Source organism: Desulfobulbus rhabdoformis, assembly GCF_016919065.1.
GTDB classification, from domain to species: Bacteria; Desulfobacterota; Desulfobulbia; order Desulfobulbales; family Desulfobulbaceae; genus Desulfobulbus; species Desulfobulbus rhabdoformis.
In genome coordinates this window covers 1-16,255 of record NZ_JAFFQA010000065.1, presented here as the reverse complement: position 1 = coordinate 16,255, position 16,255 = coordinate 1, and the positions used below count along the sequence as shown (strand labels likewise).

Below are 16,255 nucleotides of genomic sequence, written 5' to 3'. Positions count from 1 at the left end.
ACGGATCACCAACAAAACGGAAATACCGCTCTTGAGCTGCGCTGATATTGCGGTAATTCTCAAGGCTACTTTGCCCCGACGAGACATTACGGAATCTGAAATGTTGGAGCAGTTGGAAAAGCGACACCGAAAACGACAGGCATCCATCGATTCTGCGTATAAAGCACAGAGTGAAGAGAAGTTATGCTCTGCCGGATGATCCCCAAAGTAGAATTAGGAGGAACCGATTATGAATAATATGCGACCAATTCATCCTGGATGAAATAATCAAAGAAGACTATTTAGAACCATTAAATATGAGTGCTAATGCTTTGGCTATTGCCTTGCGCGTACCAGCCCCTCGGATCAACGATGTGATAAGGCAAAAGAGAGGGATCAGCATTGATACCGCCCTCAGGTTGGCTCGATACTTCAACACCACCCCTCAATTTTGGATGAACCTGCAAGTCAGTTATGATCTTAAAATGGCCAAACAAAATGTGGCAAAAATCGAGAATGAAATTATCCCTCTGCAAGCGGTTACTGCTTAAAGGTGGCCGGGGGAACCATTCAAGAATATAAGAAGAACAAAACGCTGCAGCCGCCCCAGAGGGCTAGCGGCTTTTCGAAAGCTCTTGGTATTCGAAAAAACTTGGCTTCGACAACCTGCTCGGTTATATGCCCCGGTCAGCTGAACTCCCCGTTATTTCTATGCAAATTAATCTCAAAGAAGGAATCGCATGAAATATCTCGCTTTAGTACTTTGCACAATAATAACACTTAACAGCCAAGTATTCGGTGAAACGACATATGACAAAAACGATATTTCGTTATTTAGAGAAATTTTAGAAAGAGCTGCGACAACAACCAAAACTGATGATTGGAAATTTAACGGAATAAGTGACAACAAACTCAAATCATCGTTAGTTCAACTTGTTACAAGAGTTCGCGAGATAGCGAACAATCCCAACATAGAGCTTCCTGTAACTTTTGATTCAGTAAATTCAGCAATCAGTCAAAATAATCATCTAAACAAAAAACTTCTTGTAACAAAAAGAGGGAAAGTTTCTTTCGCAGATAATTCAATAATAATTGCTGACGAAAGCATCGAAATAGGACATGCAAACAATTGCATAGTAATTGCCCAAGGCGCTGTTGACATTTCCCATGGGAGTAGAAATCTTATCATTGCAGGTAATTACATAAACATAGCCCATGATAATAATGATCCTTACAGTAGTATTTTGATATCTGGGGCAGTTGTAGATATTTCACACGCAGATGGATCTATTATTTGTGCTCCATTAGCAGTGAAAATATCACATGCCAACAATATAACATTGATTAATTCACCAATACTTTATGTTTCATATGAAAAAAACACAATACAGCGCATTGATAAATCAAAGATTCTACCAAATCAGCCAGTTCAGAAAGAATGGCTTGATGCACTTAACATTACACAAATTGTCCCTCAAAATCGATATCAAAAAGCTTTGATTATAGTAAGAAACACAGACATTGAAATGGTTATGCGGATTGGAGACAACATACCGAATATAAAAGAAGAACTTAAAGGCTGGAAACTAGTATTAGTAGGAAATGGTTTTGTAATGTTTGAAAATAATGGTATTTATGCGAGCAGATTTATTAACTTGAAAGGAAAAAAGTAAAATAACTAAGAGTTTTAAAAGCTTAGGCCTTTTCGCCGCCTAGGCTGGTGAACTTGTCGTCTATGGACCAAGATAGATACTATGGGGAGCATCCGAAGCTTATGGAATTAAAAAGTTCGCCGCCCGCAGTATGGGCCAATTTCCCATGCTGACGTCTACCTGAAGTGTGGTTCGAACAATTTGCCATAAGTAGCGGATGCACCCGATACTATGAGTAAGGGCGTGTTGACTTTTTTCTGCGGCAAAATGGGTGCAGGAAAATCCACTAAGGCTTGTGAAATATCGCGGGCAGGCAATGCAGTTCTTCTTTCAGAAGATGAATGGCTTGCGTCACTTTACCCAAATAAAATTTCATCATTAAAGGACTATATTGGATATTCAACTCTACTTAAACCACAGATCAAAAAGCTTGTTCAATCTATTTTGTCTTCGGGAACCAATGTGGTGATGGATTTTCCAGCCAATACCATTTCTCAAAGAGATTGGTTTCGGAGTATTTTCTCCGAGATCGAAGCTCCGCATAGTCTGGTGTACATCGACTTGCCAAATGAAACCTGCCTAAGACAGATTAGCAAAAGGTGTATGGAACAACCTGAAAGAGCAGCAACCGATACAGCTGAGATGTTTGAGCAGGTTACAAAATATTTTATGCCCCCAACACCGGAGGAAGGATTCAATATAATCAAAGTGGCGCGGGATGGATAACGAACAAGGATAGATTGTGTGAGCGAGGCACGAACGAACCACAATCTTATCCGGAGTTGGACAAGCCCGATCTCACAAAGGAAATAAAATATCTGTTCATTTTAAATTACAACAAACCATAAAACCGAGAGAATAATCCCATGAATAAACCATTGTCGGGAAAAACTGCCTTGATAACCGGTGCCAGTTCCGGGATTGGACGCATAACTGCGAAGCTTTTGGCACAAGATGGAGCTGCGGTCGCTGTCAACGCCAGACGCCGGGACAAACTTAATGAACTCGTCGCCGAAATTGTCGCCCAAGGCGGCATTGCATTGCCGGTGGATAGCGATGCCTCTGGAACTGCTGACATTGATGAGATGTTACAGCGCGTACTTGAATGGGACGAAGGTGGGAATAAATATGACATCGCAGTAGTGAATGCAGGCCGGGGCCTTGCCAACGGGTTGCTTGATAGCGACGAAGACCAGTGGGAGGAAGTTGTCCGGCTTAACCACCTGGGCGCGGCAAGGCTTATGCGACGCGCCGGTCGCTATATGGTGGAACGCAAATCCGGAGACATTGTTGTCATCGGTTCTGTCGTCGGCAAGCACATCTCTCCTGTCAGTTCAGTATACGGTTCCACAAAGTTTGCCATTGGTTCTCTCGCAGAAGCACTACGCCGCGAGGTCGGCCCATATGGAGTACGGGTTTCACTGGTCATGCCCGGTATTGTGGTGAGCGAATTCCAGCAGGTCGCGGGCTACGGCGAAGAATTCAACAACTTGACCGGCTCTATTGGCACTCTCCTTAACCCCGCTGATATTGGGGAGGGAATCCGCTGGCTACTGTCGCTGCCTCCCCATGTCAACGTTAACGAAATCATGATTCGCCCCACCGGCCAAAGTTACCCGTGATGCGCAGCAAGGGACAGAACAGATACAAAAGCAGGGTGAGGAATATTTCTTGATCAAAGAAAATTTTTAGTGGTGTCACCCTGAAGCAAGGGGCTGAAACCTGTTTTAATCGAAACAATCTATTTACCTAATTTTACATAATATTTTGCATAACAACAAAACAACCATGGGGCGAGACGTTCACTGAGGACCATTTTAGTCAGTCTTCCGGATAATTACTGGTAAGATTCACACATCTGAAACTTCTCTCATAATTACAACTGATCAAGCAAAACTTTTTATATTGTATTACTAACTTATACTTTACAAGTCACACAATGTGGGAGACCAGCAAATGAAAGAGATTATTAGTGATATTACCCCGTTAGATTTTCAATGGAAAACATATGATCCTTTCCTCTTTTGTGCTCATCATTATGATAAATATCCAGAAGGTAATGAAATTCAAGGACCTAATGCATCTCTTAAAAATAGATCTCTTGGGCGAGATTTCACTTTGAAAGATGGGTGGAGAATGTATCATGGTCAACAAATACCAGGTTTCCCCGTACACCCTCATAGAGGTTTCGAGACGATTACTATTGTTTTAGAAGGATTTGTTGACCATTCCGATTCCATGAAAGCTGGAGGTCGTTATGGTGAAGGTGATGTACAATGGATGACTGCCGGAAAAGGAATGCAACACAGTGAAATGTTTCCGTGTATATATAAAAACAAGTCAAACACCCTTCATCTATTCCAGGTATGGCTGAATCTTCCCAAAAGGAATAAATTTGTTGAACCAGACTATAAAATGTTATGGTCTGAAGATATACCAGTTTATGAAGAAACAGATGAAACAGGAAATTCAATTTGTATTAAAATTATCGCTGGTGCATACAATGGCATAAAATCGCTTTCTCCACCTACTAATTCTTGGGCAAATGATCCAAATAACAATGTTAATATTTTGATTATAAAATTGTCACCCGGAGCTAAATGGTCTCTCGACGAAACTAACATAAATACAATTAGAACTTTGTATTATTATAAAGGTAATGGACTAAATATTTGCGACAAAGATATATCAGTAAACAATTCTTTTAAAATTAAACAGGATAAAAATATTATCATTGAAAATAAAGACGAGGAAAGCTTTTTATTATTTCTACAAGGTAACCCAATAAATGAGCCAATTGCTCAGCATGGACCATTTGTCATGAATACTCAAGAAGAAATAACGCAAGCATTTAAAGACTATCAAGAAACAGAATTTGGTGGTTGGCCTTGGAATAGTCCAGAGCCTGTACACAGCGAGAAAGATATTAGATTTGCTCAATTCTCAGATGGTAGAATTGAGAAAAGAAATTAGAATGCCTATATGTATATTAGGATATAATATTTAATTGGGGCTTAAAGTTTAACAAACATTTGAATCTGTCAGTATTTTTGCCATGTATTTTGCACCGCTTCGCTCTAAAGCAAAATACATGGCAACACTTCGTGACAATCCGGCAGATATAATGGGAGAGAATCTTAAATAATTGCTTTTTCTTCCAATCCCGCGGAGTCTGGCGCTTACCTGGCCTTGATTGAAAAATCTAATTATTCAAGACACCTGGGAGGTATGCCCATTTAGCAGTGCAGTCTTCCTTTCAGTCTCTGGGATAGCTCGCTACATGTGGTTGTATAATCTTGCCCAGCCAATCAATTGCTTTTCCGAGATGTCTCATATTGGCAAGCCCTTCTTCGTCCTCACTTACTTCACCTTTGTTGAGACCATACCCCATGTTCCAATAGGTGGAACAGGGCAGGATCATTCTCGACATCTGGAACATGTGATTAATGGTATCGTAAACATGGGTTGCCCCTCCCCTTCTAGCGGCCACGACTGCGGCCCCTATCTTTCCTGAAAAAGTATGGTTGTTTGCATAGGCGACATACCCGGCTCGCTCGATTAATGCTTTTAAATCAGATGATACCGCGGAAAAATACGTTGGAGAGCCAAGAATCATGGCATCGGCTCTAACCATTTTGGCATATACTTCATTAAAATTGTCATCCTTTAATGAGCATGTGTTGTCGTTATCCTCGAAGCATTGATTACAGGCAATACAGCCGCGGATAGCCGTGCCACCGACCTTGACGAGTTCCGTCTCCCAACCGCTGTCCTTCAATTGTTCGAGCACTTCATTTAAAAGCAGTTCTGTGTTGCCACCTTTGCGAGGACTTCCGTTAATAGCTACTGCGTACATAACAATTCTCCAGTTTGTGTTTTCTTCACAAAATCGTTGGCAAAGAATGAAAAACGAAAATTTTCATTCTCTGTCCGAAAAAGAGTATTGGCAATGGCGAGAGAGGATCACAATCAGTCGATCCCCATGGGATTGTTTTTTGTTTTTAAGATTTTAACTGTGCGACATTCGATAAATCCTTCCATAACTGTTCGTGCTGAAAACAAATGACCCCGCCCCCTCTCTTTTCCTGGGATATTTGTCTGTTGATATCCGCCACACAAACCCAGTGGCCAGCTCCGGATTCGGACACGGCCCACTTGGAATGGTCCTTGGTGTAATGCCATTCACAGTTCACCCCCAGTGGTTCAAGATTCACATACAAGGTGTCTTCTACACAATGGTCACCATCACAGTCCTCGGTGCCGGGGCGTTTGCCCCGCCTCCAGGTCTCCACATCAAGATTTACGTCAAGACGCGGCCTCACCCAGTCGATCCAGAAGTCCTCGTCCCAGTGACGATTTTTCGCCAGAAATCGAAAATCGTAGCCGCCCCTTGACTGGAAGCGTAAATCGGCAGGCGGGTCCTGGTCATTAGATTTCGTATTGCGGGCAAGCCTATAGAGCCAACTCTTCTCGGGCAGGCCATCGGTCCGAAAATCATATACCTGCGGTTCGTTCTGCTGGTACATCTGTTTGGCGATCTCTTCCGCTGTCTTGAAATCCCGCAAGCTCACACAAAGAAATGTCTGGCCGTATTCGGCGCTCGGAAAGGGGGCTTGGTGAAGCGATGGAAAACATGGCCACGAATGCAGCAGCCAGAAGGCGCTGTCCGTTTTTTGATCAAAGACCAGAGCTCCCTTTGAATGCCCCTTTGTTTCTGAATCCTCGGTTCGGTCGGGCTTCTCGTCGTTATACAAAATCCAGCCGAGCGATTTTTGGGTGGAGCGATTTTTTTCATTGAGCTGATCGAGTGTCCGCATCAGTGCACTTTCGGGGGAGTCGATTTGCCGGCCGGTCAATGCCAACGCTTTATTGCATCCGGAATCAAGATAAAGGTACTCCAGTCCCGTTGTCTTTGCAGAGCCATTGATCGAAACGTCTTCCGGCAATTTGTACGCAAACCACCAGTCAACAGAGTTGTCGGAACGTTCACTCAGGGCACTGAGAATGGTCATAATAGCTCCTTATCAGGATCGTCTCCTTGAGGCGGTTATCTTCTTTCTCGTCTGTGTTTAACATCCTTTCTTCTCATGCCTTCTTGCGAACTGAATGGTGTAACTATCTCCGTCTTGTATATTGGGAAAACCTTCAAACTCCTGAAACAGGGATGATGGCACCTCTTGCGGCTCGGCGAATTTGTCCATGAGGACGGAGAGCTTGTCGTTCAGATCGGCCAGCAGATCTGCGCGGTATTTTTCAGCGGAGATCCAATGCGCCCAATAGAGCAGGCAGTCTTCCAAAATGACGAACAGCAGGCCCTCAAGGCCTGGGGGACGGTTCGCACGAAGCGCTGCAAATGCCTGATGCACCATATTCCGGTAGTCGTCGGTGCCGATGATTTGAGGGCGGGCACCCACAAAAACCCGAGTTGCGCCAGAGTACCAATCCGCGTCGTTGTCGAAAAGATAGTAGCCAGTGTTACCTCTTTGGTGGTTCGCCTCCGCCTTTTCGTTTCTTTCCAACTGAAACTCCAGATCTCCGTGCCCCAGGTCCGGCATGCGCGATGGGAAGCCCGAGCTACTCTTGCGTACCGGATTGGGATCCTCGTCCCAGGCGAACACCGAACTGTGCGCCGCTGCTCCGCAGAGTCGGCCGCCAGTTGTTTTTTTCATGGCATAGTAAACCTCTTTGGATTCAAAGAAGACAATGGCAATTTCGTCGGGAACCTGGGGAGAAGCATCGGTTGCGGGCGGCACGGAGGGAATATAGGCGGTGAGTCCCAGCGGTGCCGTCAACTGGGTCCACGAAGGAATAAAAAGGGTGCCGAGGGTCCGCCGGAAGCCGGGACGGTTATTCTTGAATTGCAGCGCCCGGTAAAAATAGGAGACACGCATGGAATCCGGTTTGACCTTGTACTGTGTCAAATTATCGCCTGACGTAGAGCTTTGAACATGGGCTTGGTCGGTGGTCATAGTATTCCTTTTCTCGATGGTTGGCAGCCGCTGGCTAAAATTGGAAGACGCAAAAATTGGAGAAAATGACTTGGTTGTGCGGTGCCTGTTCCCCGCCCTTGTTCCAGTGCTTGGCTGCCAGGCGCAGGTGGATATCCGGGCCCAGATTGGGAATCAGCTCAGAGCCGGTGCAGACCCAGGCCTTATTGTATTTATCCTTGGAATAAGCGTTGAACACCGAGCCGTTACGGACCAGCCGCAGGGTGCCTTTGGGATTGTCGATCGCTCCGTTTCCCACATCCCGGCCATATTTGTTATACATGTTGACTGAAGAAGCGGCCCAGTCGGCATCGACCTTGGTCAGATTATAGCCGTTGTTCCAACCAATCCGAAAACCGTCGTTCTCGTCGCGCTCACTGCTGGCATAGGGAGGTGCTCCATGGACATCAAAGGTCAGATTGACGTTTCGCGAGTTGAGGTCGGTGTTATCAATATGAAAATATCCCGGGTCAATGCCGATCGCCGCCATCTCAAAGGTGGTTCCCTGATGAGGATGTGCCACATGGAAATCAACCTGGGCATCGAAACGACTGTGGATGGGCAAGAGGGTAACTGCTGCCCCTCCGGAATAGCTGCCACCTTGCCGTATGGTAATCGTGAATCCGTTGCATTGGGAGATCTGGGTATCCTGGTTCTGATGAGAATAGCCACAGGCCCAGATGGTGCGGTCAATGGTGGAGCCTTCGAAGCTGTCGGCCAACACCTTTGCCCGCGGGGTAACCATCTCCACGCAAGACTCAACGCTTTGAAAGCATAGACCGGCCAGGCAGTCCAGTCCCATTACGTCCGCAAGCTGCTCCGGCCTTGGTGCCATCGGTGCTTTCTCCGAGTTGAGTAGCAGCTTGATCGGTAGAATGTCCTTTAATGCCCCAATGTGTTTGATCACCCTCTCGATGGAGATATACAGGTACTCGGCCTGTACCTTCTTGCATTCCGCGATACTCTCCTCCAAGCTTGCATCAGATGATGCAATCAGGGCTAGAGGTGTTCCGGGAGATTGCTCATGGATCTTGGCACACAATGTTTGTGGGGCAATGATGGTGACCCACTTTGTCAAACCAAAGGACTGTAGATTCTTCAGGGTCTGGTCAACCAGAGCGTTTGCCGCCTGTTCACCCTGATCTTCCTGCAACAACAACAGCAGCCGGGTCCGTCGGCCGAACATCCGCAGCACCTCCGTGAGGAGCGGATGGTACAGGTGATCTCCCTTCTTCGGGTTACCAATCCAGGGATAATTGCTTCCCGTCTCGCCGGTGGGCTGATAGTCGGCATCGAGAACAGTGGACCGGAAAGTGGCACCGGCGTCAAAGTCCCGGAGTTGTTCATCGGAGAGATCGAGGATTGCAAGTGATTCGCCGTCCCGGTTCTGCAGGTGGGCAGTCGGGCAGCACACCGCCGATCCGCTCTTGTTGAGGTGCAGGCCGGCAACAAAGCCGCCCCCGCCCGCGCCCATTGCGGCCCAATAGGCCACCATTGTATCCATGGGCGCAGTGTGCGAGCTGCCGTGGAGACCGTAGAGGTCAAGTTTTTGATTGTGCATTGTCTCCTTATCCTTTTCTTCTATTGGCTTACTTACAGTACTGACACCCCTGTCCAATCTGAAACAGTTCGTTGTTGCAGAATCGACACGGGCCATCGGTGCGGGTCAGGTGTTCTCCTGCCTGGTCCAGTTGCAGCCGTTTTTCATGGTATTCCTGCAACATGACCTTGGCGATGGTGTCGATGGGGTCGATGTACCGGCTGGACAGGTATGCTCGTCCTTCGGCGCTCAAGTCAGTGAGGTAGGGTTCTGCATCCGGATTTACGGTGACCAGGATCCCGGAATAAGTCGTTTGCTTATGATCATGAACTCTTTCGGCGTCATCGGGATATTGTTTCTCAAAGCTCTCCCAGTCGTCATTGCTGAGCCGACACCCCGCTTCAAAGTTGTCGGGATAGGAAAAATGGGGCGAAAAGACGATGCGCGACCTGAAACTTGCTTCGTTGTCAACAAAATTGAGCCAGCAGGGGTGCTCCAGACAGTCTTTGAGCCGCTCGTATGTGGTCTGCTTTTCATCGATCTTCGGGGTGATTTCGACCGGGAAGGCATCCATAAACATCCGCAGAGCGGCATCACCGGAGAAAACGATCACCGCAGGCCGGGATTGGATTACCTGTCTGCGGAAGTGCTGTCGCTTCTGGACGCAATTCTCAATAATTCCTTGCAGGGTCGCATCGGGAAAATAAGCGTTCCAGCCCGGACTGGCACAGGCTACCATATCCCCCATCGAAGCGTCCTCACCAAGGCGGACCTGTGAATTTTGCAGCGCTTCGTCCCCGAGTGTCTTGAAAGTCTCGACCATCTTTTGAAAACGTTGATAGTAGCCAACAGGCTCCCGGCAAACTTCCGTGGTCACATTTTCAGGCAATGCAAGGAGCCCGGCAATAATGTCGCCTTTTTTAAACACGTTCCTGGGCTCACCGCCGTTGTACGAATCGCGGGTATCGAACATGAGGTCCCGGTCAGCCGGTATGCGGATGGTCTCCCTTGCCCCATCGAGGTACTCAAAATTAAGCGCAAGAACGTCGTTTTGGAGGCTCATCCCGACGATTTTTCCGTCCGCCTTGGCCACGGTAAGCGTTTCCGGTCTGAGGTTGGCCCTGATGAAGTCAAGCTGGAAGCGTTCCTGGTTAACGGTTCGATAGCGGAAGTGTTTTGCGTAGGCAGTGATATCATCGAAGTAGGGGTAGCACCAGGTTGTCCCGTTGATGCCATGCTGGTAGGAGGTCAGGTTGGGATTGATGCCAATGCTCATGATCGGCGCCTTGCGGCAGCCGCTCATAATTTCCGGAATATTGTACCGCTTCCCCTTGCTGAGAGCCGGAAAGGTGGTCTTTGTATCGGTTCTGGTCTCGTCCAGGGGATCGACCTCACATGGTGCGTATGCCGGGTAAGGGCCGTAATGGCTGTTGAACCAGTGACAGGGGGTGTCCGGTCTGTCATAGGTTGTGCGCAGACCAAGGCAGGTCATCACTTCCCATACCAGGCTGACTTCAGGAGCGAGTTTTGCGTGGTTGTCCATGGAGCACTCCTTTGATTTTACAAGAGATTTACTGTAAATACGGTTTGCCGACGTCATATCCTTCCGGACAATCTGAGGTCCGTTTCTCGTCTGGGCGGGCAACACTGTTGACTGTCTTGAAGAATGAGTTTTTTCAATCAGGGCCAGGTAAGCGTAGACTCCGAGGATAAGATTGAAGCATAACGGGGTAAGCGCCGGGAGCATCCGAAGCTTATGGAATTAAAAAGTTCGCCGCCCGCAGTATGGGCCAATTTCCCATGCTGACGTCTACCTGAAGTGTGGTTCGAACAATTTGCCATAAGTAGCGGATGCACCCGTAAGCGCCAGACTCCGCGGGATTGACAGAAAAAGCAATTATTCAAAATTCCCTGTTGGCTTAAAGCGCTTGGCGGGAGAAGATGGCGGGATTAAAAAAGCCGCCCAGATCATGAATTAAGGGGGCCTTTGAGAAAATCAGAATAGAGTTTTTGGGCGCACTCTTCGCAGATACTGTGGCTGAATTGCGCATCCGAATGCTCCCTGATATAACTTTCGATCTGTTGCCAATACCCATCGTCATTGCGGATTTTTTTACATGACGCGCAAATGGGAATGATTCCGCGCAGAATTTTGATTTCAGCAAGGGCTTCCTCCAACGCAGCATTTTTCTTTTCAAGCTGACGTTGCAAGATGCTTAAGGTTAGATGGGTTTTTACCCGGGCTAAAACCTCATCTTCCTGGAACGGTTTTAAAATATAATCAACCGCCCCCAGGGAAAACGCCTTGACCTTATCAATGATTTCACTGACGGCGCTGATAAAAATGATAGGGATGTGGGCTGTCTGCTCAATCGATTTCAGTTGTCGACAGACTTCAAAGCCATCCATCTCGGGCATCATGATATCCAGCAATATCAAATCAGGCGCCTCTTTGCGGACAGTTGCCAGAGCCCTGCTGCCGCTCGTCGCCAATCTGACCTTGTAATGATGTTCCGTCAGAAGCTTTTCTAGTAATCGCAAATTGTCAGGATTGTCATCAACCACCAGAATGCTCCGGTGGTTTTCTTGTCCCGTCATAGGTTCACCCTTATTTTTCAATGATTTTTGGTTCATGCAAGTTAGGAGATATTGCTTCTATTTTTTGAATGAGTGACAAGATCTGATCATAGGCAAAATTTTCTGCCATACCGGACAGGGCATCGCCTAAATCAGCATTCAAAGCACTGATTTTTTTGATCACCTGATCAATCATGGCCGCATGACTCAACTCCGTGGCCTCCTTAAGCCCGGCAATCAGGTCCCTGGGTAAATCCTCAATGATCGTGACCAGGCTTTCATCTGTCAATTTTTGCTTGATAACCGAGGGGCTCGAACTTTCACCCTCTTTTTCATAAACATACTGCACACCGAGATAGGTGCGCATTATTTCAAAAATCTCGGATTCGTTGAAGGGTTTGAGGGCAAAGTCGTTGCAGCCATGCTCGATGGCCTTTTGCCGATCTTCTTCAAAGGCGCTGGAGGTCAGGGTTACAATGATCGTGCCCTTCTCCCCCGGTGCGTTTCTGATTGTTGCGGTCGCCTGGTAGCCGTCCATAATCGGCATGCGTTTGTCCATCCAGATGAAATGTGGCTGCCATTTCTGCCATTGTTCGACAGCATCCTGGCCGTTGACCGCTTCCTGCACCTGGAAACCTACTGATCGAAGAAGGTTAACCAGCAGGTTGCGGCTATCCTCCGTGTCTTCGACCACCAGAATGCGAGGGACCTCCTGCCCCGGCACCAGGCCGATCACCCGCTGCTGTTGTGCCGCCTGCGTCTTGAAAACGGTCTCATCGCCCTCTTCGATATCGATCTGAAAACGGAAGGTGCTCCCCTTGTTCGGCTGGCTGGTGACGTCAATGTCTCCTCCCAGCAGGCAGACATAATTTCGGCTGATGGCCAGTCCCAATCCCGTGCCGCTCTTACTCTTTTTCCCACTTTCCGTCTGCTCGAAATATTGAAACACATTGACCATCTCATGCTCGGCGATGCCGATGCCGGTATCCTGCACTTCAACGGAAAAGCGCATCCTGCCTGAAGCCCTCCCCTCCACTGCCACCTTTAAGGTGATGCCGCCTTGCTCCGTGAATTTGACCGCATTGGCCAAAAGATTGACCAGCACCTGGCGCAGCTTGCTTTCGTCAGTGGCTACGTAACGCGGCAAATCTTTGATCCCGATTACCTCAAACTGTAATCCCTTGGCCTCCACACTGGCGTCAAACATGTCTTCAATCTCCTGCAGGAAGGTGCGCAGGTTAAAGGTCGTTTTGTCCAAAGTTATTCGCCCCGCCTCGATCCTGGAGATGGACAGCACGTCGTTGATTAAGGTTAGGAGGTGTGTGCCGCAGCGGTTTATGGTCTTGAGGTTTTCTCTTTGTTCGGGAAGCAGCGAGACGTCTCTGCGCATCAGTTGTGAGTATCCCAGTATGGCATTCATGGGCGTTCGCAGCTCATGGCTCATATTGGCCAGAAACTCGCTCTTGGCCCGACTGGCCTCCTCGGCTCGTTCCTTGGCATCGGCCAATTCTGCGGTTCGTGCCACGACCTGGCTCTCCAGATTCTTGCTGTAGTGCTCAAGCTGGATGTTCTGTTCCTGCAGCTTGCGTTTGAGTTTGTAGTTGCCGAACAGGGCACCCGCTTGGGCGACCATGACTGAAAACGATGGAATGACCTCATTGTTAATGGGATCAAAGTATGCCAGATTCTCAATGGTCAGTCCGCCTATCACCAGCCCCGCAAAGGCGTTGTCTCTTTCAGAGAAGAACGGACACATGATGGCCTTGCCCAACCCCAGGGATGCCCATTTCCCCAGCAGTTTGTGCCCCGAGGGCAGAATGACCCCCGTATTACTTTCGAGCCAGTCAATATGGAACGGCAGGCTTGCTACAGAGGTGCCGAAACCGGCCTCTCCGATTATATCGAGACATTGGTGAGCACCATTGAATCGCGCGAAAAGAGCGATTTCGAATTCAAAGGTCTGCAGGATTGCCTCCAGCAGAATCATGGCAAAGGTATCCATGTCCTCTGCCCGCAAAAGTTTTTCACTGCAAGCCAGGATGCCCCGGAAGCGGCCCTGCTCTCGCTCAAAAAGCCCCCGGGTGTCAATCAGCTCCTGCTTGATGGCAATAAACCTCGTGATTTCAGACTGCAGGTTCTCCACCTGGATCTGAAGCTCTTGAGGTGATTGTAATCTTGATTCTCGGGTCATTGGAGTTCGGAACGGGTCAGAACAAAAAGCGAGGTGGTCTGGTTGTGGAATACGTTTTTCCCCCCCAAGCGTGTAAACTCACCATAGCCATACAATCCGAGCCAGGGCACATGTGCGCCATCGCAAAGGGGGGTCTGCATCCGCGAAATAATCTCCGTTTTATTTATCTGGTCAAAAGACATGCGGCCTCGCGCCGCGCAGTCAGCGTGAAATACCGCTACAGGTGAACGGCCTTCCAATTGTTCTTCCAGCCTGGAAACCATCAAGTCAAGGCCGTCGAACATCTTCTTTTCTTCCCGGTGGGAGAGCCATAATTTGGTCCCCTCGGCAATGGTTACCGGTAAATAAAAAGACTGTTTTTCTTTGTCCGTACCAACTGGCACATACAGAGTGTACTGGTTATCATACTCCGAGTGAAGGGCTTCGGGCAGCATGGCCGCGAAACAGACAACACGCAGGGCCTCTTCGAATTCTGTCTCCACCGGCAGATCCATTCGATTCATGATAAACGGCCATGCCGGTTGACCATTAAGCTCCAGGATTTGATTGCGCTCGGACCGCGTTACCACAAAGGGCTTGCCCAAACATACGTTGCCGTGATGCACTCCCATGTTCACCGTCAGGGTCGGGTCGGCAAAACCGACCGCGATTAATCCATGCTCGAGAATTTTCCCGTCAACAAACTGGTTGCTCTTAATCCCCTTGAGATTGTCAGTGGCGGTCCCGCCAAAAATCGGCATCTGTGCGCCAAACACCTCCTCAAACGCTGTTAAAGACTGATCTGCAACCATGTCCAGAAAGCCTCCGAACAGGAAAATCATATTGATGCCTGAATTTTGTGCTTTGAGGGCTTTGGCTACACGCAACGATTCCTCAAAGGAATTGGCGAAACTGAGCCGGTCGCTATAGCTGATAGCGACATCCTTTGCGTCCCCTCGAATTCCCATGACGGCAAGGGCACGCATATTTTCGCTGACAAAGCCATTGCTGCCGATGACACCGCCCCCGGTGCACCCCACCACCTTGGCATTTGGGTTTGCCTCTTTTGCCGCCTCGATCAGTTCGCCGAATTTGTGCCCCATGGTGGTGTGGATAATTATGAGCTCCGTTTCAGCGTCAGGGCTGCCAAAATGCATTTCATCAAGACAACTTTGCATCGCTTTTTTAGAATTGACAATTTTGTTTCCTGCAGACCAGAACTTTAGCATCGGTACTTCTCCAAAAAAATATATGGGGAATAGGAGCACTCAATAAATGAAAAACTGTGGATAAATTATAGGAACATGTGCCATAATCCAGAAGTATGCCAAATGAATGCTGGCCTGGTCCAGCAAAAATGGCATATTTATATCTTTTACAACTCTGTTCCGCAGTATTGGTCATTGTAATTGGTGTGAAAAGCAGGGCTATCACTGTAAGCGATCACGCGGCACCGAATCTGCGGTGTTATCGGCCTGCTTACGTACAGATGTACGCTGCACAGGCCAATGCCTAGCATCTCCGGCACCCCGTAACCGCTTACAGGTTCGATGATTAGCTGTATTTTTGGGGATTACCCCATGACCGGTTACCTATCATTAGCTGGCGACAGCGGAAGCCTCGCGAGGAGCATCACATTTGTCGCCGTTTTTTGGGGGTTCGGCTGCTTAATGTCCAACGAACAACCTGCCGGGAGAAAAATGCCGGTGCGAAGGCAGGTTACGATCAAACCTATCGGCAATCGTCACGTAAATGGGTTCAGCGTTGACAGATTTGCAATGCTTGCCAATAAAAAAAACGTAAGGAGGATCTATGTCAGAATCAAAACTCAGTGTAGTCGCTTATGTCGAGGCAAAGCCCGGTATGGAAGAAAAAGTCAAGAGCTGCTTGCAAGCTCTCCTGGAACCAACACGTCAGGAAGAGGGGTGCTTCAACTATGATCTGCATCAATCTGACGATAATCCTACGCTTTTTGTATTCTATGAAAACTGGACAAGTAAAGCGGCACTTGAGGCGCATTTGGAAACTCCACATGTCAGGGCTTTTACCGATCAAGCCGACACGCTATTGGCAAGACCAATCGACATTACATTTTGGAGCATGGTTAGCGGGCAGAACTAAGACCTGAATCCGTGACGGCGGGTGGTCACTGAACAGCGCATTCTATTAATGAGGCAAAGATTTTTAAATTAAGGGGGGCTTGAATAATTAGATTTTTCAATCGTAACTACTCACCCCTATTCTTCGGCATCAGGCAGAGTTCCTGCCAATGCCAACTGGATAGCGACAAGAGGATTGATCCCCTGGCTTGCCATGGTCTGCAGGTAGCTTGAAATCCTACAGTAAGCCT

At 48.0% G+C, this 16,255-nt stretch carries 13 protein-coding genes and 2 pseudogenes; 7 read left to right on the top strand and 8 right to left on the bottom strand.

The annotated features are described in order from the left end of the window. From JWJ90_RS21035 to JWJ90_RS21010, 6 genes and pseudogenes are all read left to right on the top strand, one after another. Positions 1–199: pseudogene (locus JWJ90_RS21035) on the top strand (hypothetical protein); the annotation flags it as partial. 30 nt (positions 200–229) lie between these two features. Then, positions 230–530, top strand: a pseudogene (locus tag JWJ90_RS21030) (HigA family addiction module antitoxin). A gap of 189 nt (positions 531–719) precedes the next feature. Then, positions 720–1,652 carry a hypothetical protein gene (locus JWJ90_RS21025; RefSeq protein WP_205229188.1) on the top strand — a complete coding sequence of 311 codons (933 nt, stop codon included), beginning with the start codon at positions 720–722 and terminating at the stop codon, positions 1,650–1,652. 210 nt (positions 1,653–1,862) lie between these two features. Continuing rightward, the gene (locus tag JWJ90_RS21020) at positions 1,863–2,357 is read left to right on the top strand and encodes a P-loop nucleotide/nucleoside kinase family protein (RefSeq protein ID WP_205229187.1); all 495 of its coding nucleotides are present in this window, start codon (positions 1,863–1,865) and stop codon (positions 2,355–2,357) included. Between the two features lie 140 nt (positions 2,358–2,497). Further along, positions 2,498–3,253 (top strand): SDR family oxidoreductase, encoded by a 756-nt coding sequence (locus JWJ90_RS21015; RefSeq protein WP_205229186.1) that lies wholly within the window; start codon positions 2,498–2,500, stop codon positions 3,251–3,253. A gap of 334 nt (positions 3,254–3,587) precedes the next feature. Then, positions 3,588–4,604, top strand: coding sequence for a pirin family protein (locus JWJ90_RS21010; protein ID WP_205229185.1), 1,017 nt, complete (start codon positions 3,588–3,590; stop codon positions 4,602–4,604). A gap of 283 nt (positions 4,605–4,887) precedes the next feature. Here JWJ90_RS21010 and JWJ90_RS21005 read toward each other — a convergent pair whose 3' ends face one another. From JWJ90_RS21005 to JWJ90_RS20970, 8 genes are all read right to left on the bottom strand, one after another. Next, on the bottom strand, positions 4,888–5,487 hold the full coding sequence (locus JWJ90_RS21005; RefSeq protein ID WP_205229184.1) for a flavodoxin family protein: 600 nt from the start codon (positions 5,485–5,487) through the stop codon (positions 4,888–4,890). A gap of 145 nt (positions 5,488–5,632) precedes the next feature. Further along, positions 5,633–6,643, bottom strand: a complete 1,011-nt coding sequence (locus tag JWJ90_RS21000) for a deoxyribonuclease II family protein (RefSeq protein ID WP_205229183.1) — start codon at positions 6,641–6,643, stop codon at positions 5,633–5,635. A gap of 57 nt (positions 6,644–6,700) precedes the next feature. Next, on the bottom strand, positions 6,701–7,600 hold the full coding sequence (locus JWJ90_RS20995) for a hypothetical protein (RefSeq protein WP_205229182.1): 900 nt from the start codon (positions 7,598–7,600) through the stop codon (positions 6,701–6,703). 34 nt (positions 7,601–7,634) lie between these two features. Continuing rightward, positions 7,635–9,179 (bottom strand): hypothetical protein, encoded by a 1,545-nt coding sequence (locus JWJ90_RS20990; protein ID WP_205229180.1) that lies wholly within the window; start codon positions 9,177–9,179, stop codon positions 7,635–7,637. 28 nt (positions 9,180–9,207) lie between these two features. Then, the gene (locus JWJ90_RS20985) at positions 9,208–10,701 is read right to left on the bottom strand and encodes a hypothetical protein (protein ID WP_205229179.1); all 1,494 of its coding nucleotides are present in this window, start codon (positions 10,699–10,701) and stop codon (positions 9,208–9,210) included. Positions 10,702–11,126: 425 nt separating this feature from the next. After that, on the bottom strand, positions 11,127–11,756 hold the full coding sequence (locus JWJ90_RS20980) for a response regulator (protein ID WP_205229178.1): 630 nt from the start codon (positions 11,754–11,756) through the stop codon (positions 11,127–11,129). A 10-nt stretch (positions 11,757–11,766) separates the two neighbouring features. After that, positions 11,767–13,926, bottom strand: coding sequence for an ATP-binding protein (locus JWJ90_RS20975; RefSeq protein ID WP_205229177.1), 2,160 nt, complete (start codon positions 13,924–13,926; stop codon positions 11,767–11,769). After that, a complete protein-coding gene (locus JWJ90_RS20970; RefSeq protein ID WP_205229176.1) occupies positions 13,923–15,134 on the bottom strand; it encodes an FIST signal transduction protein in 1,212 nt (403 codons plus the stop codon). Before JWJ90_RS20970 ends, JWJ90_RS20975 begins: the two co-directional genes overlap by 4 nt. Before the next feature lie 583 nt (positions 15,135–15,717). Between JWJ90_RS20970 and JWJ90_RS20965 the strand changes: the two genes are divergently transcribed. After that, a complete protein-coding gene (locus JWJ90_RS20965) occupies positions 15,718–16,026 on the top strand; it encodes a putative quinol monooxygenase (RefSeq protein ID WP_205229175.1) in 309 nt (102 codons plus the stop codon). Positions 16,027–16,255: the final 229 nt, after the last annotated feature.